The sequence below is a fragment of the Amycolatopsis sp. NPDC028719 genome (assembly GCF_055565395.1).
This window is the reverse complement of sequence record NZ_JBVHUL010000001.1, coordinates 921,697-943,682: the sequence shown is the minus strand read 5'-3', so window position 1 is coordinate 943,682 and position 21,986 is coordinate 921,697. Positions and strand designations below refer to the sequence as shown.

Annotated in this window: 23 protein-coding genes, 1 tRNA gene and 1 pseudogene; 16 read left to right on the top strand and 9 right to left on the bottom strand. The window is 70.3% G+C overall.

Going from position 1 to position 21,986, the window contains the following annotated elements; genetic code table 11:
- Positions 1-179: 179 nt before the first annotated feature.
- Both ACZ4TR_RS04690 and ACZ4TR_RS04685 read right to left on the bottom strand, forming a co-directional pair.
- Positions 180-1,055 (bottom strand): hypothetical protein, encoded by an 876-nt coding sequence (locus tag ACZ4TR_RS04690; RefSeq protein ID WP_465285746.1) that lies wholly within the window; start codon positions 1,053-1,055, stop codon positions 180-182.
- 177 nt (positions 1,056-1,232) lie between these two features.
- Positions 1,233-2,021 carry a hypothetical protein gene (locus ACZ4TR_RS04685; RefSeq protein ID WP_465285745.1) on the bottom strand — a complete coding sequence of 263 codons (789 nt, stop codon included), beginning with the start codon at positions 2,019-2,021 and terminating at the stop codon, positions 1,233-1,235.
- A gap of 415 nt (positions 2,022-2,436) precedes the next feature.
- On the opposite strand from ACZ4TR_RS04685, the gene ACZ4TR_RS04680 reads away from it, so the two are divergent.
- The gene (locus tag ACZ4TR_RS04680) at positions 2,437-2,769 is read left to right on the top strand and encodes a hypothetical protein (protein ID WP_465285744.1); all 333 of its coding nucleotides are present in this window, start codon (positions 2,437-2,439) and stop codon (positions 2,767-2,769) included.
- A gap of 386 nt (positions 2,770-3,155) precedes the next feature.
- Here the strand turns inward: ACZ4TR_RS04680 and ACZ4TR_RS04675 are convergent.
- Positions 3,156-3,228 (bottom strand) — tRNA-Thr (locus ACZ4TR_RS04675).
- A 170-nt stretch (positions 3,229-3,398) separates the two neighbouring features.
- Here ACZ4TR_RS04675 and ACZ4TR_RS04670 point away from each other — a divergent pair.
- The 4 genes from ACZ4TR_RS04670 (at position 3,399) to ACZ4TR_RS04655 (ending at position 9,606) form a co-directional block, all read left to right on the top strand.
- A complete protein-coding gene (locus tag ACZ4TR_RS04670) occupies positions 3,399-4,898 on the top strand; it encodes a threonine/serine exporter family protein (RefSeq protein WP_465285743.1) in 1,500 nt (499 codons plus the stop codon).
- Positions 4,899-4,980: 82 nt separating this feature from the next.
- Positions 4,981-6,423: an alpha,alpha-trehalose-phosphate synthase (UDP-forming) gene (locus ACZ4TR_RS04665; RefSeq protein ID WP_364517158.1), complete on the top strand. Its 1,443-nt coding sequence runs from the start codon at positions 4,981-4,983 to the stop codon at positions 6,421-6,423.
- 38 nt (positions 6,424-6,461) lie between these two features.
- Positions 6,462-8,993 (top strand): trehalose-phosphatase, encoded by a 2,532-nt coding sequence (gene otsB / locus ACZ4TR_RS04660; RefSeq protein ID WP_465285742.1) that lies wholly within the window; start codon positions 6,462-6,464, stop codon positions 8,991-8,993.
- A gap of 85 nt (positions 8,994-9,078) precedes the next feature.
- Positions 9,079-9,606, top strand: coding sequence for a hypothetical protein (locus ACZ4TR_RS04655; RefSeq protein ID WP_465285741.1), 528 nt, complete (start codon positions 9,079-9,081; stop codon positions 9,604-9,606).
- On the opposite strand, the gene ACZ4TR_RS04650 is transcribed toward ACZ4TR_RS04655, so the two are convergent.
- From ACZ4TR_RS04650 to ACZ4TR_RS04640, 3 genes are read right to left on the bottom strand one after another with little or no spacing between them, the layout of a single operon-like run.
- Positions 9,584-9,766: a DUF397 domain-containing protein gene (locus tag ACZ4TR_RS04650; RefSeq protein ID WP_465285740.1), complete on the bottom strand. Its 183-nt coding sequence runs from the start codon at positions 9,764-9,766 to the stop codon at positions 9,584-9,586. The genes ACZ4TR_RS04655 and ACZ4TR_RS04650 overlap by 23 nt on opposite strands.
- A 13-nt stretch (positions 9,767-9,779) precedes the next feature.
- A complete protein-coding gene (locus ACZ4TR_RS04645) occupies positions 9,780-9,956 on the bottom strand; it encodes a Scr1 family TA system antitoxin-like transcriptional regulator (RefSeq protein WP_465286296.1) in 177 nt (58 codons plus the stop codon).
- On the bottom strand, positions 9,956-10,438 hold the full coding sequence (locus ACZ4TR_RS04640) for a helix-turn-helix domain-containing protein (RefSeq protein WP_465285739.1): 483 nt from the start codon (positions 10,436-10,438) through the stop codon (positions 9,956-9,958). The genes ACZ4TR_RS04645 and ACZ4TR_RS04640 overlap by 1 nt, the downstream gene beginning before the upstream one ends.
- Before the next feature lie 119 nt (positions 10,439-10,557).
- On the opposite strand from ACZ4TR_RS04640, the gene ACZ4TR_RS04635 reads away from it, so the two are divergent.
- On the top strand, positions 10,558-11,124 hold the full coding sequence (locus tag ACZ4TR_RS04635) for an ArsR/SmtB family transcription factor (protein ID WP_465285738.1): 567 nt from the start codon (positions 10,558-10,560) through the stop codon (positions 11,122-11,124).
- Between the two features lie 48 nt (positions 11,125-11,172).
- Entirely contained in the window at positions 11,173-12,441 is a 1,269-nt protein-coding gene (locus tag ACZ4TR_RS04630) for an alpha/beta hydrolase family protein (RefSeq protein WP_465286295.1), read from the top strand.
- A gap of 27 nt (positions 12,442-12,468) precedes the next feature.
- Here the strand turns inward: ACZ4TR_RS04630 and ACZ4TR_RS04625 are convergent.
- Positions 12,469-12,633 (bottom strand): annotated as a pseudogene (locus ACZ4TR_RS04625) (C39 family peptidase); the annotation flags it as partial.
- A gap of 333 nt (positions 12,634-12,966) precedes the next feature.
- Between ACZ4TR_RS04625 and ACZ4TR_RS04620 the strand changes: the two are divergent.
- Together ACZ4TR_RS04620 and ACZ4TR_RS04615 are read left to right on the top strand one after the other, a co-directional pair.
- A complete protein-coding gene (locus ACZ4TR_RS04620; protein WP_465285737.1) occupies positions 12,967-13,560 on the top strand; it encodes an RNA polymerase sigma factor in 594 nt (197 codons plus the stop codon).
- Positions 13,553-14,665, top strand: a complete 1,113-nt coding sequence (locus ACZ4TR_RS04615) for a CU044_5270 family protein (protein ID WP_465285736.1) — start codon at positions 13,553-13,555, stop codon at positions 14,663-14,665. Before ACZ4TR_RS04620 ends, ACZ4TR_RS04615 begins: the two co-directional genes overlap by 8 nt.
- Here ACZ4TR_RS04615 and radA read toward each other — a convergent pair whose 3' ends face one another.
- Both radA and ACZ4TR_RS04605 read right to left on the bottom strand, forming a co-directional pair.
- A complete protein-coding gene (gene radA / locus ACZ4TR_RS04610) occupies positions 14,666-16,024 on the bottom strand; it encodes a DNA repair protein RadA (protein ID WP_364517176.1) in 1,359 nt (452 codons plus the stop codon).
- 39 nt (positions 16,025-16,063) lie between these two features.
- Positions 16,064-16,744 carry a hypothetical protein gene (locus tag ACZ4TR_RS04605; RefSeq protein WP_465285735.1) on the bottom strand — a complete coding sequence of 227 codons (681 nt, stop codon included), beginning with the start codon at positions 16,742-16,744 and terminating at the stop codon, positions 16,064-16,066.
- Positions 16,745-17,018: 274 nt separating this feature from the next.
- Here ACZ4TR_RS04605 and ACZ4TR_RS04600 point away from each other — a divergent pair, with 274 nt between their 5' ends.
- The 7 genes from ACZ4TR_RS04600 to cysS all read left to right on the top strand — a co-directional run bounded on the left by ACZ4TR_RS04600 (position 17,019) and on the right by cysS (position 21,960).
- Positions 17,019-17,510, top strand: a complete 492-nt coding sequence (locus ACZ4TR_RS04600) for a CarD family transcriptional regulator (protein WP_004559016.1) — start codon at positions 17,019-17,021, stop codon at positions 17,508-17,510.
- Positions 17,511-17,562: 52 nt separating this feature from the next.
- A complete protein-coding gene (locus tag ACZ4TR_RS04595; protein WP_465285734.1) occupies positions 17,563-18,177 on the top strand; it encodes an IspD/TarI family cytidylyltransferase in 615 nt (204 codons plus the stop codon).
- Complete coding sequence (ispF, locus tag ACZ4TR_RS04590) at positions 18,174-18,641, top strand: 2-C-methyl-D-erythritol 2,4-cyclodiphosphate synthase (RefSeq protein ID WP_465285733.1); 468 nt, start codon at positions 18,174-18,176, stop codon at positions 18,639-18,641. The genes ACZ4TR_RS04595 and ispF overlap by 4 nt, the downstream gene beginning before the upstream one ends.
- A gap of 387 nt (positions 18,642-19,028) precedes the next feature.
- The gene (locus tag ACZ4TR_RS04585; RefSeq protein WP_465285732.1) at positions 19,029-19,424 is read left to right on the top strand and encodes a PPOX class F420-dependent oxidoreductase; all 396 of its coding nucleotides are present in this window, start codon (positions 19,029-19,031) and stop codon (positions 19,422-19,424) included.
- A 10-nt stretch (positions 19,425-19,434) separates the two neighbouring features.
- Complete coding sequence (locus tag ACZ4TR_RS04580; protein WP_364517186.1) at positions 19,435-19,821, top strand: PPOX class F420-dependent oxidoreductase; 387 nt, start codon at positions 19,435-19,437, stop codon at positions 19,819-19,821.
- 22 nt (positions 19,822-19,843) lie between these two features.
- Positions 19,844-20,530 (top strand): HAD family hydrolase, encoded by a 687-nt coding sequence (locus ACZ4TR_RS04575; RefSeq protein ID WP_364517188.1) that lies wholly within the window; start codon positions 19,844-19,846, stop codon positions 20,528-20,530.
- A 41-nt stretch (positions 20,531-20,571) separates the two neighbouring features.
- The gene (gene cysS, locus ACZ4TR_RS04570; protein ID WP_465285731.1) at positions 20,572-21,960 is read left to right on the top strand and encodes a cysteine--tRNA ligase; all 1,389 of its coding nucleotides are present in this window, start codon (positions 20,572-20,574) and stop codon (positions 21,958-21,960) included.
- The last annotated feature ends 26 nt before the right edge of the window (positions 21,961-21,986 follow it).

Below are 21,986 nucleotides of genomic sequence, written 5' to 3'. Positions count from 1 at the left end.
CGCGGGCCCGCAAGGCGGTGGTCACGCGACGCCGACCGCGGACCCGTACGGGGTTGTTCATCCCCGGCCAGCCCGACGACGCTTTGGCCGCCTGGCGCGGGGATCGGTCGTCACCAGCCTGGAAACGAATCAGGGCCGGACGCCCAAGTGCGTCCGGCCCTGAAGGTGAATCAGCGTGACTACTTACCCAAGAGCCTGGTCACCGACTCGAGGGTCGCCGGACCGTGCTGGGTCACCGGTGCGGTGACCGCGGCGGTGTTGTAGCGCCCGCCGCGGGTCAGCGGCGTGCTCCCGGCCAGCTGGGTCAGGCCGGAGAGCGAGGTCAGCCGGGTCACGTCGGGGACCCCGTTCAGCGCCGGGAGATTGGCGCTCGACAGCAGCCCGCCCACCAGCGGAAGCCCCGCCGCGGGCGTGTCCGCGCGCTGCTCGTCGACCGGCATCGCGGGCGACTGGACCGGCGCCGCCGGCTGAACCGACTCGGCCGGGGCCGCGGCTTGCAGGCCCGTGACCCGGGTGCCCGCCTCGGGGTCGAGCGGCTGGGTGGAGACGGTGCCCCGCACCGGCAGCCGGCCGTCGACCGGCGTGAGCGCGGTCAGGTCCGGCGCCACGACCGTCAGCGGCACGGCGACCGGCAGCATCGGCAGGTCGGTGGCCGCCAGCTCACTGCCCAGCGGCGCGTTGAGGTCCTGTTCCGGCTGCTCGCCGCTGACCTCGGCGCTCGGCGCCGGGTCGCGCTGGAGCAGGTGCACCGGCACCGCGTGCAGCACCGCCGCGGGGTTGGCCTGCGGGGTGACCGGCAGCACCGCCTTGAGGGCCTGGACCGGGTGCCGCGGGTCCACGCCGGTCACCTCCCGCAGCGGCTGAAGGCCGTCGGTGGACCCGTTCACCGTGTCGACGGCGTCGTGGAGCCCGGGGCTGGTGACGACCTGGTCCAGCGGCGAGACGGACGATTCGGGGGCGACGGTCTCCGCCGCGAAGGCGCTGCCGCCGCCCACCATCAGCAGGCCGCCACTGGCCAACGCCACCTGCAGGGTCCGCTTCGTCTGGATGCGCATGACAAATACTCCTTCGATCGATACAAGGGAAAGTGACAAATGGTTGACTGGGCGCAATCAAAGAAGCGCCGGTAATCGAGGCTTCCCCGGAGGGAATGCATAGGAAATGACGCCGGGACGAACACCCGATGTGGGCCGGCGAACCGCCGGCGCGGGTTTTGCGGGCCCGAAGGCGCGTCAGTCCGGCGTGGTACCGGGCTGGATTTCCGTCGACGTCACCGCTCGGCGCAGCACGCCGTTCCGGGACTTCGCCGGCTGCGGGTGGTCCGCGGCCGGGGCCTGCACCGCGTCACCGCAACCGTGGTCGTGGCCGGCGGTGAAACCGGCATTGGCCGGGACCACGCAGGACGGCAGCCACGATCGTCCGGGGAGCCCGCCCGCGCCGTGCTCGGACCGGGAGTCGGCGTGCGGCTGACCGGCGATCCGTGCGGTGGCCGCGTGAACCGGCATCGCCGCCGGGGAGAAACCGGCCGATCGTTCCCGCGGGCCACTGTCCGCCGGCGCGGGCGTGCTGTCGCCCGGTCCTGCGGAGGCCGAACCGGCGGGCGAGTTTTCGTTGTGGTCACTCGGCTTGTCGGCCTGCGCCACGAAATCGGTCAGGTCGGTCGCCGCCACGGCGACGCGTCCGACCGCGAGGACGGCAGCGGGAACCGAAGCCACCGCGTGGGACGCGCCCGCGCCGAGCGCCTCGGTCTGCGCGGCCGCTTCGGACAAGTCACGCACCTGGGCGAGAGCGGACGTCGCCGCGCCGTCAGCGTGCCGTGCGACGGGGACGGCACCGGCCACCTGCGCAAGCACGGGCGGCCGCGGATCGCCGACGGTGGTCACGACGGAACCGATCGGCCCGTCCACGTCCTGGGTGACGGTGCTGGCCGACGCCGTGGCGCTCAGCCAGGCGATCGCCGAGACCGCGGCAGCGCCGCCGATCACGACCAGCGCACGCGCGAGGATCCGACGGGCATTCACCCGGTCGCCTCCCCGCTTCGCCGCACTCGTCACGATCTCGATCCCGTCCGTTCACCGGCTCTTCTGCCCTCGGCGATCAATCACGCCGATTCGGCCGTTCCACCATAACCGCCGCCATTCACCACTTCCGCTTTACCCCACTCCGAGAGCCGGAAGGAGCCCATTCGAGCCCCATGTCCATACCGCCGACCAGCGGAAACTCGTCCGCGCGGGCAAACGGGAACAGAACGAGTGCGACGGCGTCGATTCACCCGATGCAGCTACAACGCGATAAGATTTCGACGATTTCCCGCAACACGATCGGGGGATCCGTGCGTGAATCGCGGCCGCGGCGTGCACCCTCCCCACCGACGACGCTTTCCCACAGTCATCCGACGTCGTCGATCCCGTTTCGCTCTCACCCGAGGAGATCCCCATGATCAAGAAGATCGGCCTGATCACCGCCGCCCTCGCCGCCGGCGCGTTCCTCACCGGCGGGATCGCCTCCGCCGACACCCCGGTCGACGACTCCGGTCAGGCCGGCCTGGTCAACCTGAACAACACCGACGTCCTGCACAACGTCGACGTGGCCCCGGGCATCTGCGGCAACGACGTCAACGTCCTCGGTGTCCAGGTCCCGGTCCGCGACGCGCTCAACGGCATCGGCGTGCCGATCCTGTCGCCGGGCGAGCACGAAGCCGACGGCGAGAGCCCGTACAACTGCGCCGCGAGCGCGATCACCGACGGCGGCACCAGCCAGGGCAACTGACTCGGCAGCACCCTCGTGCGGGGGCGGGCGCCCAGGGCCCCGTCCCCGCACACTCCGCAGTGCCCTTCACTTGAGCCGCCGAGGGGGCTCGAACCCTTGACCTTCGGGTGGACAGACCTTCGGAACCACTTCCGGACCCCCGGTTGCTGAACTGGCGATCACGATGGCAGTGCGCGTAAGCGACCTACGTAGTCATCGAAGAGCCGGTCGGAAAGCTTGTTGATCCGAGCGTTCTGCTGGATCTGGCCCCCGTCTTTTCCACTGCCGCGAGGCGCACGTTAGCGCCGCTCTCAGCAGGCACCGGCGTAAACCGCCGAACGAGACTGCAACCGAGACAGAAGACGACCGGGGAGTCTCCCGACACGGAGACTCCCCGGTCGAAGCTGAGCCGCCAAGGGGGCTCGAACCCCTGACCTTCTGTTTACAAGACAGATGCTCTACCAGCTGAGCTATAGCGGCCTGGCGCCCGAGGCGCCGACCCCAGTGTATCGGGCCCTCGCCAAGATCCTCTCGATAGGCACGATCCCCAGCTCCAGGCCACTATGGAGCAACGTGGTGCACGCCACTGCAACGGTGGGCACACCCCGGTCGATGTGCCGTGAGGAGAGAGAAGAGCGAGGAGGTGGATCTTGAAGATCAACGAGCGCACCAACGGGGGCACCACGACCAGATGGCCCCTGCTCGAACCTCCTCAGCAGAAACCGCGGATCCACCGACCGAACCTCCTCAAGCGCCGCCCGTGGCAGGTGCTCGAGGCTCCCACCGGTGAGTTCCCCGCCGTCGACGCCGATGAGGCCATGGGGCCTCAGCTGCCCGACGAGGCCACCGTCAACTTCGTCCTCGACCTCTCCCTGCGGATCGGTGAGGTCCAGATGTCGAGCGGGGCCGGCGCCTCCGACGTCACCGCCACCATCATCGCCATCGCCGGGGCGCTCGGGCTGCCGCACTGCGAGGTCGACGTCATCTTCACCTCGATCACGGTCACCTGTCACCGGGGCAGCGACCTCTCGCCCGTCACCGCGCTGCGCGTCGTGCGGAGCCGGAGCCTCGACTACACCCGGCTGACCGAGACCGAGAAGCTCATCCGGAAGATCGTCCGCGGCCACATGGGGGCCGAGCAGGCGCAGACCGAGCTCGAACGGATCACGCAGGCGCCGCACCCCTACCCGCGCTGGGTCGCGACGCTGTCCTGGGGCGGGGTCGCCGCCTTCATCACCATCCTGCTCGGGGGCGGCTTCGACATCGCGCTCGTCGCGTTCGTCATCAGCGGGGTCATCGACCGGATCGGGCGGCTCGTCAACCGGTACGGCCTGCCGTTCTTCTTCCAGCAGGTCATCGGCGGGCTCGTCGCGACGCTGTCGGCGATGGCCATCGTGAGCAGCAACCTCCTGACCACCGACAAGCCGACGCTCGTGGTCGCCGCGGCGGTCACCGTGCTGCTGTCCGGGCTCTCCACCGTCTCCGCCGTGCAGGACGCGATCACCGGCTACAACGTCACCGCCGCCGGCCGCACCATGGAAACCGCGCTGATGTCGGCCGGCCTGATCGCCGGGGTCGTGCTGGCCCTGCGGATCGCCGTCATGCTCGGCCTGCCGCGGACGCCGTTGCCCGAGGTCAGCGGGTCGACGCCGCAGCAGCTGCCGCTCGTCGTGCTCGGCGGCGCCGGCGCCGCCGCCTGCTTCGCGCTCGCCAGCTACTCCAAGATGCGGGCCATGCTGGTCGCCGCGGCCGCCGGGGCCATCGGCGCCGCCGTCTACGGCAGCCTGATGCTGGCCCAGCTCGACGGCGTCAGCTCGTCCGCGATCGCCGCGACACTCGTCGGTTTCTGCGGCGGCGTGCTCGCTCGGCGACTCGGCGTTACTCCACTGGTGGTCGCCGTGTCCGGGATCACTCCGCTGCTTCCGGGCCTTTCGACCTACCGTGGTCTGTATCAGATCGGGGTCGAGCCCAGTGGTGACATCTCGACGCTCATGACGGCCGTCGCGATCGGGCTTGCGCTGGCAGCGGGCGTGGTACTCGGCGAATGGCTCGCCCAGCCGGTACGGACCGGTCTGGGCAGGCTCGAGCGGCGGTTCGCCGGACCACGCATGGCTGGTCCGCTCGAACCGACCGAGCGAAGCTTGGAGTAACCCGGCGGTCACCGGCTGTTCATCGCTCACGCGATAGGGTTTCACTCTGGGGCCGCGACCCAGGACGCGAGGAGCAGCAGACGTGAGTGACAAGAAGGAGAACGGGAACCAGGCCGACTTCGTCGTGGTGGCGAACCGGCTACCGGTCGACCTCGAACGCAGCAACGACGGCGAACGCCGCTGGACGGCCAGCCCGGGCGGCCTGGTGTCCGCCCTCGAGCCGTTCCTGCGCTCGCGGAAGGGCGCCTGGGTCGGCTGGCCGGGCATCCCCGACGTCGACGTGGACGAGTTCGACGACGACGGCCTCGTGCTGCACCCCGTCTCCCTGAGCGCCGACGAGGTCCGCGACTACTACGAGGGCTTCTCCAACGCGACGCTCTGGCCGCTCTACCACGACGTCGTCGAGCGCCCGGTGTTCGACCGCGTGTGGTGGAACAGCTACGTCAAGGTCAACCGCCGCTTTGCGCAGGCCAGCGCCGAGGTCGCCGCCCCGGGCGCGACCGTCTGGATCCAGGACTACCAGCTGCAGCTGGTGCCGGCGATGCTGCGCGAGCTCAGACCCGACCTGCGCATCGGCTTCTTCCTGCACATCCCCTTCCCGCCGGTCGAGCTGTTCATGCAGATGCCGTGGCGCGCCGCGATCATCCGCGGCCTCACCGGCGCCGACCTCGTCGGCTTCCACCGCCCCGGCGGGGCGCAGAACTTCCTCTGGCTGTGCCGTCAGCTGATCGGCCTCGAGTCGACGCGCGGCGCGGTCGGCGTCCGGTCGCGGCCCGGCACCATGCAGGTCGGCGACCGGACCGTCCGGGTCGGCGCCTTCCCCATTTCCATCGACGCCGCCGGGCTCGACACCCTGGCCCGCACGAAGGGCGTCCAGGAGCGGGCCGCGCAGCTGCGGCGCGACCTCGGCAACCCCAAGACGGTCCTGCTCGGCGTCGACCGCCTCGACTACACCAAGGGCATCGACCTGCGCCTGCAGGCGCTGCACGAGCTGCTGCACGAGGGCAGGCTGCAGCCGGACGACGTCACGTTCGTCCAGCTCGCCACCCCCAGCCGCGAACGCGTCGAGCACTACCAGCGGATGCGCGGCGAGATCGAGCAGATGGTCGGGCGGATCAACGGCGAGTTCTCCCGCGTCGGCCACCCGGTCGTCCACTACCTGCACCAATCGGTCGATCGCACCGAGCTGGCCGGCTTCTTCTCCGCCGCGGACGTCATGGTCGTGACGCCCCTGCGTGACGGCATGAACCTCGTCTGCAAGGAGTACGTCGCCGCCCGGCACGACCTCGGGGGCGCGCTGGTGCTGTCGGAGTTCGCCGGCGCCGCCGCCGAGCTCTCTAGCGCATTCCTCGTGAACCCTCACGACCTGGACGGGGTGAAGGACGCTTTGGTAGCTGCCATTACGCTCGACCCGGCTGAGGGCCGTCGCCGGATGCGCGCCATGCGTCGCCAGGTCCTCACTCATGACGTCGATCGATGGGCGCGCTCGTTCCTCCAAGCATTGGGTGCCGAAGCGGTCGACTGACATAGTCCCGACCATGCACGAGCTCCTGAGGAGGAGTGTTGACTGCCGAGGCCCTGCCCGCCGAGCTACGGCGCGCGATCGTCCAGATCGCCCGTACTCCGCGTCTGCTGGTTGCCTGCGATTACGACGGCACGCTGGCACCCATCACGCTCAACCCGGACGAGGCACGCCCGCTGCCGGAGTCCGTCGGGGCCCTCAGATCGCTCGCCGGTCTGCACGAGACCACCACCGCGGTCATCTCCGGCCGCGCCCTGCGTGACCTCGCGACGCTCTCGCGGCTGCCCTCCGAGGTGAACCTCGTGGGCAGCCACGGCTCGGAGTTCGACATCGGCTTCATCCACGCCCTCGACGAGAAGGCGCGGGAGCTGCACCGGCGGCTGGAGTCCGAGCTCGAAGAGCTCGTGCTGGACGTCCCGGGCGTGTCCCTGGAGGTCAAGCCGGCGAGCATCGCGGTGCACGTGCGCCGGGCCGAGCACGAGGCCGGGCGCCGCGTGCTGGCGGCCGTCCACTCCGGACCGTCCACTTGGGAGGGCGTGTCGACCACCGACGGCAAGGAGGTGGTCGAGCTCGCGGTCGTCCAGACGGACAAGGGCCGCGCGCTCGACATCCTGCGCCACCAGGTCGGCGCCACCGCGGCGATCTTCCTCGGCGACGACGTCACCGACGAGAAGGCCTTCGCCCGCCTTTCCGGCCCCGACCTGGGCATCAAGGTCGGTGACGGCGAGACGCTCGCCGGCTTCCGCGTGCCCGACACCGTCGACGTCGCGCTGGTCCTCGGCTTCCTGCTGGAGGAGCGGCGCAACTGGCTCTACGGCGAGTCGGCCCCGCCGATCGAGCGGCTGTCAATGCTGGCCAACGAGCGGTCGGTCGCGCTGCTGACGCCGGACGCCAAGCTGACCTGGCTCTGCCACCCGGGCCCGGACGCGCCCGCGGTGTTCGCCGACCTGCTCGGCGGCGAGGGGGCCGGTCACTTCTCCATCAAGCCCCACCGCAACGGCCTCCCGCTCGGCCAGCGCTACCTGCCGAACACGATGACGGTCGAGACGCGCTGGTCGCGCCTGCTCGTCACCGACTACCTCGAGCCGGAGAGCCCGCAGCACCGGACGGACCTGGTCCGCGTGATCTCGGGCGAGGCGGCGGCGAGCGTCAAGTTCGCGCCGCGTCCCGAGTTCGGCGGCGTGCCGGTGAAGCTGGAGATCGTCGAGGGCGGCCTGCGGGTGCTCGGCACGTCGGAGCCGTTCGTGCTCTACTCGCCGGGCGTCGAGTGGACCCTCACCTCCGACGGCCTCCACGACACCGCGACGGCGCTGGTCCAGCCGACGCCGACCCAGCCGGTCGTGCTGGAGCTGCGCTGCGGCACCACCGACCTCGGCGACCACGAACTGTCCGAAGTGGAACGCCGCGACCGCGCGGGCCGCTACTGGAGCGAGTGGACGTCGAAGCTGCAGCTGCCGAAGGTGCAGACCGACCTCGTGCTGCGCTCGGCGCTGACCCTGCGCGGCCTGGTCAACACCGACACCGGCGGCGTGCTGGCCGCGGCGACGTCGTCGCTGCCGGAGGAGATCGGCGGCGTCCGCAACTGGGACTACCGCTACTGCTGGATCCGCGACGCCGCGATGACCGTGCGGGAGCTCGCGCACCTGGGCTCGCTCGAGGAGGCCGAGGGCTACCTCAAGTGGCTGCACGGCGTGCTCGCGACGCTGGCCGGCCCCGAGCGGCTCCACCCGCTGTACACCCTGTCCGGGGGTGTCATCGGCGCCGAAGCCGTGATCGAGTCACTGCCCGGTTATGCCGGTTCTCGCCCGGTTCGCGTCGGCAACCTGGCGAACCACCAGGTGCAGCTGGACGTCTTCGGCCCGGTCGTCGAGCTGGTCGGCACGCTCGCCGGCGCGCGCGGTGACCTGCGTGACGAGGACTGGCAGATGGTCCGCGCGATGGCGGAAGCCGTCACGCGGCGCTGGAACGAGCCGGACCACGGGATCTGGGAGGAGCGGCACGTGCCGCGCCACCGGGTCTACTCCCGCGTCATGTGCTGGGTGACCATCGACCGCGCGATCAAGCTCGGCGAGCAGTACGGCCGCGACGTGCCGGGCCAGTGGCCGTCGCTGCGTGACGCGATCAAGGACGACGTCCTCACCCACGGCTGGAACGACGAGGTCCAGGCCTTCACCACGGCCTATGACGGCACGGACCTCGACGCGGCCTCGCTGTTCGTCGGGCTCACCGGCCTGATCGACCCGGCGGACGAGCGCTTCCAGCAGACGGTGACCGCGATCGAGGCGGAGCTGCGCAGTGGGTCCACTGTGTACCGTTACCGCCGCGACGACGGCCTCCCGGGCGGCGAGGGCGGCTTCCACATCTGCGCGGCGTGGCTGATCGAGGCGTACCTGCTCACCGGGCGGCGCACCGAGGCCCAGGAGCTGTTCGACCAGATCGTCGCGGCCGCCGGCCCGACGGGCCTGCTGCCCGAGCAGTACGACCCCATCGCCGAGCGGTCCCTCGGCAATCATCCGCAGGCTTATTCGCACATCGGGCTGATCCGGTGCGCCAACTTGCTGGCGGCCGGCTAGCCCTTTCGGTCCGAACTGCCGTCAAGGCCACCTTGCAGGCGTCAGACGCCCGTAAGGTGGCCTTGACGGCGTTCGGAGGTGGTGGATGCAGGGAACGTTCGGACAGGTCGAGTTCGTGCCGCTGCCACCCCGGTTCGCGGAGCGGGTGCGCTGGGGCTCGGTGGTCGTCGGCTGCTCGATGATCGCCGGGATGGTGCTGCTGTTCGGGCTGACGACGTTCCTGCAGGGCGTGGTCCACGGCCACGCCTTCCCGGACGCGCTGGTCGGCAAGGCCGCGACGGTCCTGCCGCCGCTGGGCGTGCTGGCGATCGCGGTGCTGGTGCTCTCGTCCCGCCGCTGCCTGCGCGGCGACTACCTGGTGGTCGCGATCGCCGCGTCCGCCCGCAACGCGCTCGTGTTCACGTACGTGCTGACGCTCGTGCTGATCCTCGGGTCGTTCGCGGTCCCGATCGTGTTCCGGGTGTGGCGCGACAGCCCGCACGTCCAAGCGCCGGACCTGCTCACGACGTTCTCGACGTTCGCCTTCGCCACCGTGGGGTTCCTGGCGGGGATATTCTACGTGCGGCCGTCGATGCAGACGCTCCGGAAGTTCAGCAATCACCCGATTTGGTGAGGAAAGCCGACCAGGCGGCGGCGCTCAGGTGGAGTTCGCCCTCGGGCGCTTTGGAGTCCCGAACGGCCACCTGCGCGTTCACGGACACCTCGACGCAGTCGCTGCCCTGACCATCACCGCTGTAGCTGCTCTTGAACCACCGTGTGTCTACAGTGGACATTCGCAGCCTCCGCTCAGAGCCGTTCGATCAGCGCGATCGAATCCTCCGCATCCAGGGCCCGATCGGCGAAATCCTTGAAGGCCAGCCTAGCAGCGGAGACTTCTGCCTCCTTCTCAACGTGAACCGAGCCGAAGATGTGCTCGACGTAGGCGATATCAGGCTCTTCCGAGTCGTTGAAACTGGCGACGATCAGGTTGCCGAACTGACCGGGGTAGGCCCCGATGTCTGCCGCAGCAGTCGCACGGTGACCTGGTTCTCGAGCACCTTCGGCTTCATCTGCACACGCGCCGCGGCGAAGACCTCACGCATGTACGCCTCGGTCTGCAGCAGCCCGGGGATGTAGCCGAACTGGAAGACCCGCACCTTGCTCGCCTCGGCCTCGATGGGCAGGAACCCGCGATTGCCCACGCCGTAGTGGTGCCACCAGCCCTTCTCCTTCGCGCGGTCGTAAGCGGAGATGTACTCGTCCCAGTCCGAAACGACCACGTTGTACCGGTCCAGCAGCGCGCGGAAGTCGTGATAGGGCGGCAGGTACCCCATCTCGATGCGGGACATCTTGCTCGTCGACATGCGCAACGGCGCGCCGGCTTCGTCCTGCGTCATGCCGAGCCGTTCGCGCATGCGCTTGAGCTGGCGCCCCATCTGCCGGGCGGGCAGGTTCGGCTCACCCACGACGTCTGACCCCTCGGAACCACATGGGCACGGATAGTAAGGGCGGGGTACGACAGCTCGGGAATCCCACGTGCACAGATTTCTTTGCATGATTTCCTTTGCACGGCTATCTTGGGGTCATGACCAGCGCTCCACCACCGGAAGAGCTCGACCCGGACGCCCTCAAGGCCGTCACGCACCCGCTGCGCCGCCGGATACTCGGCGTGTTGTCGGCCGGGCCGGCGACAGCCACGAAACTCGCCCAAGCCCTGGGCGAGAACACCGGCGCGACCAGCTACCACCTGCGGGAGCTGGCGCGGTTCGGGTTCGTCGAGGACGTCCCGGAGCTCGCGCGGGGCAAGGAACGGTGGTGGCGGACGCGGCCGCGGGACATCCGCTGGCCGCGCCGCAGCGAGCAGAGCGCCGAGTCCCGGGTGCTGTTCGACGACATGCAGCGCCAGGGGTTCGAGGAAGATCTCGAGAAGCTCAACCGGTTCACGGAAAAGCGTGCGGAGCTGCCCGGCGACTGGCCGGACGCGCTGTTCTACGCGCGCGGCGGCACCTGGCTCACCGCCGAGGAGCTGAAGCAGTTCTGGGACGACTACATGGAGCTGTTCCGCCGGTACCGGCGAGCCGAGGACGACCGGTCACCGGAAGCGCGGCGCGTGCTCGTGCGCCTGCTCGCGTTCCCGGAACCAGGGGAATGACATGACAGGGGATCTCACATGCGAAGAGGGGCTCTACTACTGGCCGGGGTGATCCTGGCCGTCACGGCGGGGGCGCCACCGGCATCGGCGGCGGACAGCGCGGACGTGACGTTCACGAACGGCGGGGTGACGTTGCGCGGCACCGTCGTCGCGCCACCCGGCGGGACGAAGCTGCCGGGCCTGGTGATGGTCGACGGGTCGGGGGAACACACCCGGAACGACCACCGCTTCGAAGCGGAAGCCTTTGCGCGGCAGGGCATCGCGACACTGATCTACGACAAGCGCACCGAGGGCTACTCGCAGTTCTCGCGGTCGTACTCGACCCTCGCCGACGACGCTCTGGCGGCGGTCGAAGCGTTGCGGAAGCGGCCTGAGGTCGATCCGGCGCGGGTCGGCGTCTGGGGGTTGAGCGAAGGAGGCTGGGTCGCGCCATTGGCGGCTTCTCGTTCCGCTGACGTCGCTTTCGTCGTGACGCTGGGGGCGAACGGCGTCGAACCGTCGCGGCAACAGGCGTGGGCGATCGAGAACCAGTTGCGGCGCCTGGGAATGGACGGCTCGATGGTGCGGATGGCGTCGTCGACGATGATGCGTCAGCTCGTCGGCGGCGACGTGTTCCCGGAGGCGCACTACGACCCGGTGGCGGTGCTGAAGAGCCTGCGTCAGCCGGTGCTCGGGTTGTGGGGCGCGAAGGACGTCCTGACGCCGCCGGGTGAAGCCGTGCAGATCTTCCGGGACTCGTTGGCGCGCTACACGTTGCGGGTCTTCCCGGACGCGCAGCACCAGCTGCGTCGCACCACGGACGGCTACGACAAGCTGCCCGGTTATGCGCCGGGCTACCTGGAACTGGTGGGCACGTGGGTGCACGATCCGCCCGCCGCGTCTTCCGCCGATGCGGCACCGGCTCAAGACCGGCCGAGCACGGTCGTGACCTCGTTGGCCTGGTACGAGTCGACTTGGCTCCAGCTCGCCGTGCTGCTGTTCCTGGTGCTGGCGTTCGCTTTCTACCCGCTGTTCCGGCGTGGTCCTTCGGCCGCTTCGGCACGCTGGCTGACCACGACCGGGCTGCTCGCGGTCCTGGGCTTCCTGGCGTTCGACGTGCTGATCCAGGTGACGACGGGCCGGAACCTGGGCCCGGTGCTCGCGGGACGGCCGTTGCCGTGGCTGGCACTGCAGCTGCTGTCGCTGGGCGCGGTGGCCGCCGCCATCGGCACGGCGGTGGCGTGGTGGCGGCACCGCACCCCGCGGCTCGCGGTCTCGCTGGCCGGCGGCGTGGTGTTCGTCCCCTGGGCGGTCTATTGGGGACTGCTGGGGATCTAGGCGGAGTAGCCCTTCGGCGGGATCAGTGGTGGTGCCGAGCCGGGACGCGAGAGTGCCCTGGCTCGGCAGGCCCCCGGTCCGCACGGACAGGGCGATCCGCGTGGCGGCGGGGCCCCAGCAGTACCCGGTCTCCTGCACTTGGTACTGAACGTTGAGCACGGCTTCGGTGGTGGCACTCGCGACCGCGGGCAGCGAAACGAGCCCCGTGGCGGTCGTCCATCCCGGCGGCGAAGAGCGCGTCGAGTTCGGCCACGAAGGAAGGCGTCGCGTCGACCGGGAGGGGACTGGTCCGGGCCTGCGCCTGCCGGGCGAAGGCCCGAAGTGCGTCCTGCCGCACGCGTCGCGTACCACTCGGGGGCTCGGTCGTCGTTCCGGACGAGGAACGCCGCCGGAAAGCCGTAGGTCAAGCCGCAGGCAGGCACCACCCGCTGCCCACCGGAGTCCACCACACATCGGATGATCATCGAATCCCCGCTCGCGTACGTTCACCGTGAACGCCGGCGGGGGCTGCGGGCAACTGGGGGCATGCAGGTGATCCACGAGGGATCGGAGATCTGGGGGCACGACCGCCCGGACCTGGGCGGAGCCGAGCCCGGGCCGGCGTTCGGCCGGCTCTTCGACGCCCACGCCGCGGCGTTGCGCCGGTACCTGGCCCGGCGGGTCGGTACCGAACCGGCGAACGACCTCGTCGCCGAGACCTTCCTCGTCGCGCTCCGGCGCCGCGAGAGCTACCGGCCCGAGCTCGGCACCGCGCGATCGTGGCTCTACGGCATCGCCACCAACCTGCTGCGCCACCACATCCGCTCCGAGCTGCGTGGCCTGCAGGCCACCGCGCGGCTCGCCCGCGCCGGCGACACCAGCCACGCGGGTCACGACGGCCGCGTCGCCGAGCAGGTCGACGCCCAGGTGCGCGCTGCCCAGCTCGCCGGTGCGCTGGCCAAGCTCAGCCCCGCCGATCGCGACACGCTGCTCCTCGTGTCGTGGGCCGGTCTGGAACCGGCCGAGGTCGCGGAGGCGCTCGGCATCCCGCCGGGTACCGTCCGGTCCCGGCTGCACCGGATCAGACGCTGGCTCAGGACGAACGCCCCGGCTCAGGAGGAGGTGCAGGACCTTGCGTGAAGACAACGTCCGGAAGATCTGGTCCGACGCCGAACTCGACGCGGCGCTCTCGGACCTCCACGGCGACTTCGACGAGGACGATGGGCTGGCCTTCGCCCGCGCATCCCTGATGGCCGCGGCCGGCTCTTCGGAGGCACCGCCCCAGCCGCGCCGGTCCGGGACCTGGCGGTGGATCGCGGTGGCCGCCGCGGTCGTCACGCTGGTGGGCGGGCTCGCGATCGTCACCTCGCTGAGGACACCGCCTTCGGAGCCGGCACGGCCGGCGGCGACGCTCCAGGACATCGACCGCCCGCTGGCGCGCGGCGAGTTCCACTACGCGCAGCGGCTTTCGTGGCTGCCCGAGATCCTGGAGGACAAGCCGGTCATGATCCAGCAGCGGGTCGAGCTGTGGATCCCGGCCGACCCCACCGGCGTCTGGCACCGGCGCACGAGCTGGACGGGCGCCGTCCGCGGCCCCGACGAGCCGAAGCACGTCCAGGTGAACCAGCTGCCCTTCGACGAGTACGGCCCGGGCGGCCGGTTCGGAACCGGCCAGAACCTGGGCGGGCAGACCGCCCCGACGTGGAACACGCCGTTCCAGAACTGGCTGTCCCCGGACGCGGACTTCGTCGCCTCGCTCACCCCCGACCGGGGCAAGCTGGCCAAGCGCCTGAACTTCGACACCGTCAGCGTGCACGACGACGGGAAGGCGCACACCGCCACGGAAGCGCTCGACATGGTGCGGACCGCGCTGGAGACCGGCCTGGTCCGCAAGGACGTCCGGCTCGCGCTGCGCGACGCGTTCGGCGGGGTCACCGGCGCGTTCGTGGTGCCGGGCCGGACCAGGGACGGCCGCGCCGCCACGATCCTGGGCACGAAGGACACGGGCCAGCGGCTCTTCCTCGACCCGGCGACAGCACAGCTGCTGTCCTGGGACGGCAGGTTCCCGCCCACACCGGTGACCACCCGCAGCAGCGAAGTGGCCACGAGCACGTCCAAGAATCCGCCTCGATCGAGCGGCGGCGCGGGTCCACCGGCCACGACGACCACCACCCCGGTTTCGCCGCAGCTCGTCCAGGACCTGGAGACGGTCTACTCGTTCGCGATCACCCCGACCTCGGGGTGATCAGCGGGCGTGACTGGCCGCGTTCAGCGCGTCCGCGACGTTCGCCACCTCCAAGACCCGGATCCCCGCCGGCGGCTTCCCGGAGTCCGGCGGAACCAGCGCGTGCGTGAAGCCCAGCCGGGCCGCCTCCGCCAGGCGGCGTCCCACGCTCGGCACCCGGCGGATCTCGCCCGCCAGCCCCACTTCGCCCACCGACACGAGCCGCGGCGACAGCGCCACGTCTTCGAACGAGGACGTCAACGCCAGCACCAGCGCCAGGTCGATCCCCGGCTCGGTGATCTTCATGCCGCCGACCGTGGCCGTGTACACGTCCTTGTCGCCCAGCTTCAGCCCGCCGCGCTTCTCCAGCACCGCCAGGACCATCGCCACCCGCGCGGAGTCCAGGCCGCTCACCGCGCGGCGCGGCTGCGGCGCCGACGTCGACGACACCAGCGCCTGGACCTCACCCAGCAGCGGCCGCTTGCCTTCCATCGACACCGTGATCGCCGTGCCCGGCACCGGCTCCGCCGTGCGGCTGATGAACAGCCCGGACGGGTCCGGCACCCCGACGATGCCCTCTTCCTGCAGCTCGAAGCAGCCGATCTCGTCGGACGCGCCGAACCGGTTCTTGATGCCGCGGAGCATCCGCAGCGTCGAATGCTTGTCGCCCTCGAACTGCAGCACCACGTCGACCAGGTGCTCCAGCACGCGCGGGCCAGCCACCGAGCCGTCTTTCGTGACGTGCCCCACCAGCACCACCGGCAGCCCGCGTTCCTTGGCCACCGCGACCAGCCCGGACGTCACCGCGCGGACCTGCGTCACCCCGCCCGGTGAGCCGTCGACCTGCGGGGACGCCATCGTCTGCACCGAGTCGACGATCAGCATGCCCGGCTTGACGTCGTCGATGTGCCCGAGGATGGCGGACAGGTCGCTCTCGGCGGCCAGGTACATGGCGTCGTGGACGTTGCCCGTTCGCTCGGCGCGCAACCGGACCTGCCCCGCGGACTCCTCGCCCGTGACGTACAGGGAGCGGTCGACCGTCTTCGCCCACTGGTAGGCGACCTCGAGCAGCAGAGTCGACTTGCCGACACCGGGCTCACCCGCGAGCAGCACCACGGCACCGGGCACCAGGCCGCCGCCCAGCACCCGATCGAGCTCCGAGACGCCGGTGCGGCGGGCTCGCGCCGCCTCGACGTCGACCTCGCCGATCGGCCGCGCGGGCGCGCTCGGCGCCCCGGCGGCGACCCGCTGGATGGCCGGCTTGACCGGGGCTCCGCGTTCCTCGAGGGTGCCCCACTCCTGGCACTCCGGACACCGGCCCAGCCACTTGGCCGCTTCGTACCCGCAGCTCGCGCAGCGGTAGGTGGTCCCCTTCTTCACCCCGCGAGGCTATCGGCGACCACCGACAAAACCGGGGACCTACTCTTTGACGTGCGCCGGCGCCGCGACGGGCAGCTCGACGGTGACCGCTCCGGCGCCCTGGAAGACGAAGGTGACCTTGATGGTCTGGCCCGGCCAGAGCGGCTGCTTCAGCGCGGCGAGCGTCACGGTGCCCTTGCCGACGACCTCGGGCTGGGTCGGCGTCGCGGCCGGGCCGGTCGACGGGACCTCGGAGGTGGACGTCGCGGTGAGGCTGCCCGGGGTGTTGGTCTCCGACTTGGTGGCGGTCGGGCTCGAAGGCGGGGTGGACGACGTCGGCGTGGCCGGCGATGTGGTCTGCACCTCGTTGGTGGACTCGACGGCGTCTTCCGGGCCGATCACCAGGGAGTGCCCGGCGACGACGGCCTTCGAACCGCCGACGGTCGCCTGGGCGCCGTCCTCGGTCGTCACCGAGACGAGGGAGTCGTCCTGGGTGCCCTGGTTCACGATCGTCAGGGTCAGCGCCGGGGTCGCGCCGGCCGGGTAGCCCGGGCCGGACGTCGGGTACTGCACCGCGACGTCGCGCAGGACGATCGTCTTGACCTGGGCATGCGTGCCGTTGACCGCGGGCTGCTGCGTGTCGGTCTGGGTGATCTGGCCGGCCCCGCACCCGGCGAGCACGAGCGCGGCACCGAGCGCCAGCACGCCCGCGCCGAGCACGCGACGATTCTGCAGCCTCACGTCGCAGTCCTTCCCTTTTCACGGCCTCGTCCCCGCGAAGACTAGCCGGGGGCGATCTCCCGGGCAGAACCGGTCCGCGTTGCGCCCAAGATCAACCGTCTACAAAGGATTTCCGTTTGCCGGCGAAACCCGTCCCGGTCACCTGCATGAGCATGGGGGTCGGACGTTTGTCAACCCCCGCTCAGGCCGCTGACCTGCGAGGACGAGTCCGGCCCGCTAGGTGGGCACTGGCGGACCGTGATAGGATGGAGTCAGCGAAAGGGGCAGAGGACACATGGTTTTCAAGGTCGGAGAGACCGTCGTCTACCCGCACCACGGTGCCGCACTCATCGAAGCCATCGAGACCCGCGTGATCAAGGGCGAGGAAAAGAAGTACCTCGTCCTCAAGGTCGCGCAAGGGGATCTCACGGTTCGCGTGCCCGCTGACAACGCCGAGATCGTAGGCGTACGCGATGTCGTCGGGCAAGAAGGACTGGACAAGGTCTTCGACGTTCTGCGTGCTCCGCACACCGAGGAACCAACGAACTGGTCTCGTCGGTACAAGGCCAACCTCGAGAAGCTCGCCTCCGGCGATGTGAACAAGGTGGCCGAAGTGGTGCGCGACCTCTGGCGGCGAGAGAAGGACCGCGGGCTTTCGGCAGGCGAGAAGCGCATGCTCGCCAAGGCGCGGCAAATTCTGGTCAGCGAGCTCGCGCTCGCGGAGGGCACCGACGAGGACAAGGCTGAAGTCCTCCTCGACGAAGTTCTGGAAACCGCGACGGTCTAGCCCAGGGCATCCTGCCCGACGGGCGGGTGGGTGCCTCTACGATCGCGAACCGATGAACGTCGTCGTGATCGTGACCGTCGCACATCATGCCTCCGACGGAGAGCTCGCTCTCACGCCGGTCCATGGTGAGGCGCTACTCACGCACACCGTGCGGGGGCTGCTCGGCGTACCGGAGATCGATCTGGTGCTCGTAGCGGCCCCCCAGCGGTGTGCTTTTTCGTTTTCCGAGGCGGTTCGCGGCCTCGGCTGCCGGGTCGTCACCGGCTCGCCCCGGCAGGCCTTCGCCGCGGTCGAGCCCGATCTTGCCCGTGACACAGTTGTACTCCTCCACGACGCTCTGCGGGCCTTCATTCCTGCGGAAACCGTGCGTGACGTCATCAACGCGGTCGGTGACTCCCCGATCGTGGTACCGGTGCTGCCGATGGCGGACACGGTGAAGGTGACCAACGCCTCGTTCATCGCCGGGACCGAGGACCGGAACCGGTTGCGCACCGCCCAGACCCCGATCGGCTACACGCTCGAGGCCTTCCGGTCGGCCGAGCCGTGGGACGTCACCGGCGCGGCGACGGTGCCCGGGCACCCGGACGCGATGCGCGTCACGACCGATTTCGAACTGTCCCTGGCCGAGGCGATCGCGGCGGCACCGAAGAACGAGGAGACGCTGTGAGGATCGGCAACGGGGTCGACGTCCACCCGGTCGAAGCGGGCCGCGAGTGCTGGATGGCCGGGCTGTTGTGGCCGGGCGTGGACGGCTGCGCGGGCCACTCGGACGGCGACGTGGCAGCCCACGCACTGTGCGACGCCCTGCTGTCGGCGGCGGGCTTGGGCGACCTCGGCGCGGTGTTCGGCACGGGCGACCCCCGCATGAACGGCGCGCATGGAGCGGACATGCTGGCGGAGGTCCGCGGGTTGATCTCGGCGACCGGCTGGCGGGTGGGGAACGCGTCGGTCCAGATCGTGGGCAACGCGCCCCGGGTGGGGAAGCGGCGCGAAGAGGCACAGAAGGTGCTGTCGGAGGCGGTGGGCGGCCCGGTGAGCGTGTCGGGGACAACCTCGGATGGCTTGGGTCTGACGGGCCGAGGCGAGGGCATCGCAGCCTTCGCGACGGCACTCCTGCTCGCTGCGGACTAGGTCCCCGCCGGCGCTTCGGACGCAGTGAATGACTCATTCCTGGCATCCGACGACATGAATGAGTCATTCACTGCGTCCAGGCTCGCGCTGTTGACGGCTCGCCAGCGCCCCAAGGCGGCCTTGGTTGCGTCTCACGCACCGAATGCCGCCTTGGTTGCGTCCTACGCACCGAAGGCCACATTGGGGCGCTCGGGACCCCGCCCACGCCGGCCGCGCAGGCCCGAACCCGGCGCAGTGAATGACCCATTCACTGCACCGGACGCCAGTAATGAGTCATTCACTGCACCGAAGGCGACCGGCGCGGGATCGGCAACCACCGTTGCCGGAACCTGCCAACAGGGTGGGCCCACCCGGAATAGGGCCCAGCCCGCGCCGGTTTCGCGTGATATGGCCCTCACCCTTTCGGACGCTGTCCGCGCGCTGATCGACGGCAAGAACTTCGCCACCGTCGCCACCCTCGATCCCGACGGCGGCCCCCAGACCTCCGTCGTCTGGGTCGGCCTCGACGACGGCGATCTCGTCTTCAGCGCGACCGAAGACCGCCGGAAGGTCCGCAACCTGCGCCGCGACCCGCGCGTGAGCGTCTCGATCACCGACGCCGCCGACCCGTACCGCCACACCCAGCTCCGCGGCACCGTCACCATCGAGCCCGACCCCGGCAAGACCCTCCCGAAGATCCTCAGCCACAAGTACCTCGCCCAGGACCCACCGCCGGAAAGCGAGAGCACCGAGCGCGTCGTCGTGCGACTGAAAGCCGACAAGATCGCGGGCAACGTCACATAGGGTCCAGACCATGTTCAACGAAGCCACCAAGGCCCTGCTCGACGGCACCAACTACCCCGTCCTCGCCACCACCAACGCCGACGGCTCGCCGCAGAGCTCCGTCGTCTGGGCGCGCCGCGACGGCGACACCGTGCTCTTCGTGACCGTCCAGGGCCGGCGCAAGGAACGCAACATCCGGCGCGACCCGCGGGTGTCGCTCTCCGTCTTCGACCTGGCCGATCCGGAGAACTACGTCGAGATCCGCGGCCGCGCCGAGGTCAGCGTCGAAGGCGGCCGGGAGCTGAACGACGAACTGGCCCGCAAGTACACCGGCACGACCTTCCCGCCCGAGCCGCCGGAGGTCGTGCGCGTGCTCGTGCGCGTTGTTCCCGAACACATCACAGGGCATTCGGCCTGACGGTCCCGTTAGGCTGAATCCCATGACGATCAGGGCGGTGTTGTTCGACTACTCCGGCACGCTCTTCCGGCTCGAGCAGGACGAGTCGTGGCTCGCCGAACTGACCGACCACGAGGGCACGCCGCTCGACATCGAGGCGCAGGCCGAGCTGATGCGCCGGATGACCGCGCCGGTCGGGCAGGTCGTCGAGCTGGACGCCGAGCACGTGCACGCCTGGCAGCACCGCGACCGCGACCCCGGGCTGCACCGGAAGGTCTACCTCGAGGTCCTCAAGAAGTCCGGTGTCCCGCACGCCGACCAGGCCGAGGCCCTCTACAACCGGCTCATCGATCCCAGCCAGTGGACGCCGTACCCGGACACCGAAGCCGCGCTGAAGGCCGCCGCCGAGCGGGGGCTCAAGGTGGGCGTGCTGAGCAACATCGCCTTCGACATCCGGCCGGCCTTCACCGCGCGCGGGTGGGACGCCTACGTCGACGAGTTCGTGCTGTCCTTCGAGGTCGGCGCCATCAAGCCGGAGCTGGAGATCTTCCGCAAGGCCGTGCAGGGGCTCGGCGTCCCGGCCACCGAGACGCTGATGGTCGGCGACAGCGAGGAGGCCGACGGCGGCGCCCGCGCGCTCGGCTGCGAGTTCGCGCTGGTCGACCCGCTGCCCACCGCCGAACGGCCGGACGCCCTGCTCACGGCGTTGCGCACGCACGGCGTCGGCTAGGGGCTGCGACCTCGCTCACGCCGACCCCGTACCCTTTCAGGGTGGCCCTTCACCTTTTCGACACAGCGACCCGGAGCGTGCGGGAGTTCCACCCCGTCCGTAGCGGAACGGCGTCGATCTACGTGTGTGGTGCCACCGTGCAGGGCGTTCCGCACATCGGGCACGTCCGCGGCGTCCTGAACTACGACGTCCTGCGCCGCTGGCTCGTCCACAGTGGACTGGACGTGCTGCTGGTCCGCAACGTCACCGACATCGACGACAAGATCCTCACCAAGGCGGCCGAGCACGACCGGCCGTGGTGGGAGTGGGGCGCGACGCACGAGCGCGCCTTCGAGGAGGCGTACGAGCAGCTCGGCTGCCTGCCGCCGTCGATCAACCCGCGCGCGACCGGCCACGTCACCCAGATGGTCGAGCTGATGGAGCGCCTCATCGAGGGCGGCCACGGCTACGTCGCGGACGGCGACGTCTACTTCTCGGTCAAGTCGTTCGACGAGTACGGCAAGCTGTCCGGCCAGGTCCTCGAGGACGTCCAGCAGGGCGAGACGCCGACCCGCGGCAAGCGCGACCCGCGCGACTTCACCATGTGGAAGAGCGCGAAGCCGGGCGAGCCGTCGTGGCCGACGCCGTGGGGGAACGGCCGGCCGGGCTGGCACCTGGAGTGCTCGGCGATGGCGACGGCGTACCTCGGCGCGGAGTTCGACATCCACGGCGGCGGCATCGACCTCGTCTTCCCGCACCACGAGAACGAGCGCGCCCAGTCGAACGCGGCGGGCGACGCCTTCGCGCGGTTCTGGCTGCACAACGCCTGGGTGACCATGTCCGGCGAGAAGATGTCGAAGTCGCTCGGCAACACCGTCTCGATCCCGTCGATGCTGGAGCGCTACCGGGCGCCGGAGCTGCGCTACTACCTGGTGCAGCCGCACTACCGGTCGACGATCGAGTACTCCGACGGCGCGCTGTCCGAAGCCGCGCAGGGCTACCGGCGGATCGAGACGTTCCTGCGCCGCGCCGCGCAGTCGGGCGAGGTGACGCTGGGCACGATCCCGGCCGCGTTCGCCAACGCGCTCGACGACGACCTGGCCACCCCGCAGGCGTTCGCCGTGGTCCACACCACGGTGCGGGACGGTAACGCCGCCCTCGACGCGGGCGACACCTCCAAGGCACTCGAATTCGCCGCGGTCGTCCGCGCGATGACCGACGTGCTGGGCCTCGACCCGCTGTCCGCGCGCTGGTCGGAGGCGGGCGGTTCCGACTCGCCCACCAAGGACGCGCTGTCCCGGATCGTCGAAGGGCTGCTGGCCGAGCGCCAGCAGGCCCGCGCCGAGAAGGACTTCGCCCGCGCGGACGCCGCCCGTGACCGCCTCCAGCAGGCGGGCATCGTGGTGGAGGACACCCCCAACGGTCCTCAGTGGACAGTCAAGTCCGACTGATCCCGTTACACAGCAAGGAAACTTTC

Bases quoted from the DNA above. Each gene is read 5' to 3' on its own strand.
- ACZ4TR_RS04595 (WP_465285734.1), top strand. From the start codon at position 17,563: ATGAACGTCGTCGTGATCGTGACCGTCGCACATCATGCCTCCGACGGA.
- ACZ4TR_RS04635 (WP_465285738.1), top strand. From the start codon at position 10,558: ATGACCAGCGCTCCACCACCGGAAGAGCTCGACCCGGACGCCCTCAAG.
- ACZ4TR_RS04680 (WP_465285744.1), top strand. From the start codon at position 2,437: ATGATCAAGAAGATCGGCCTGATCACCGCCGCCCTCGCCGCCGGCGCG.
- ACZ4TR_RS04585 (WP_465285732.1), top strand. From the start codon at position 19,029: ATGGCCCTCACCCTTTCGGACGCTGTCCGCGCGCTGATCGACGGCAAG.
- ACZ4TR_RS04580 (WP_364517186.1), top strand. From the start codon at position 19,435: ATGTTCAACGAAGCCACCAAGGCCCTGCTCGACGGCACCAACTACCCC.
- ACZ4TR_RS04650 (WP_465285740.1), bottom strand. From the start codon at position 9,766: ATGTCCACTGTAGACACACGGTGGTTCAAGAGCAGCTACAGCGGTGAT.
- ACZ4TR_RS04600 (WP_004559016.1), top strand. From the start codon at position 17,019: ATGGTTTTCAAGGTCGGAGAGACCGTCGTCTACCCGCACCACGGTGCC.
- ACZ4TR_RS04690 (WP_465285746.1), bottom strand. From the start codon at position 1,055: ATGCGCATCCAGACGAAGCGGACCCTGCAGGTGGCGTTGGCCAGTGGC.
- ACZ4TR_RS04620 (WP_465285737.1), top strand. From the start codon at position 12,967: ATGCAGGTGATCCACGAGGGATCGGAGATCTGGGGGCACGACCGCCCG.
- ACZ4TR_RS04655 (WP_465285741.1), top strand. From the start codon at position 9,079: ATGCAGGGAACGTTCGGACAGGTCGAGTTCGTGCCGCTGCCACCCCGG.
- ACZ4TR_RS04575 (WP_364517188.1), top strand. From the start codon at position 19,844: ATGACGATCAGGGCGGTGTTGTTCGACTACTCCGGCACGCTCTTCCGG.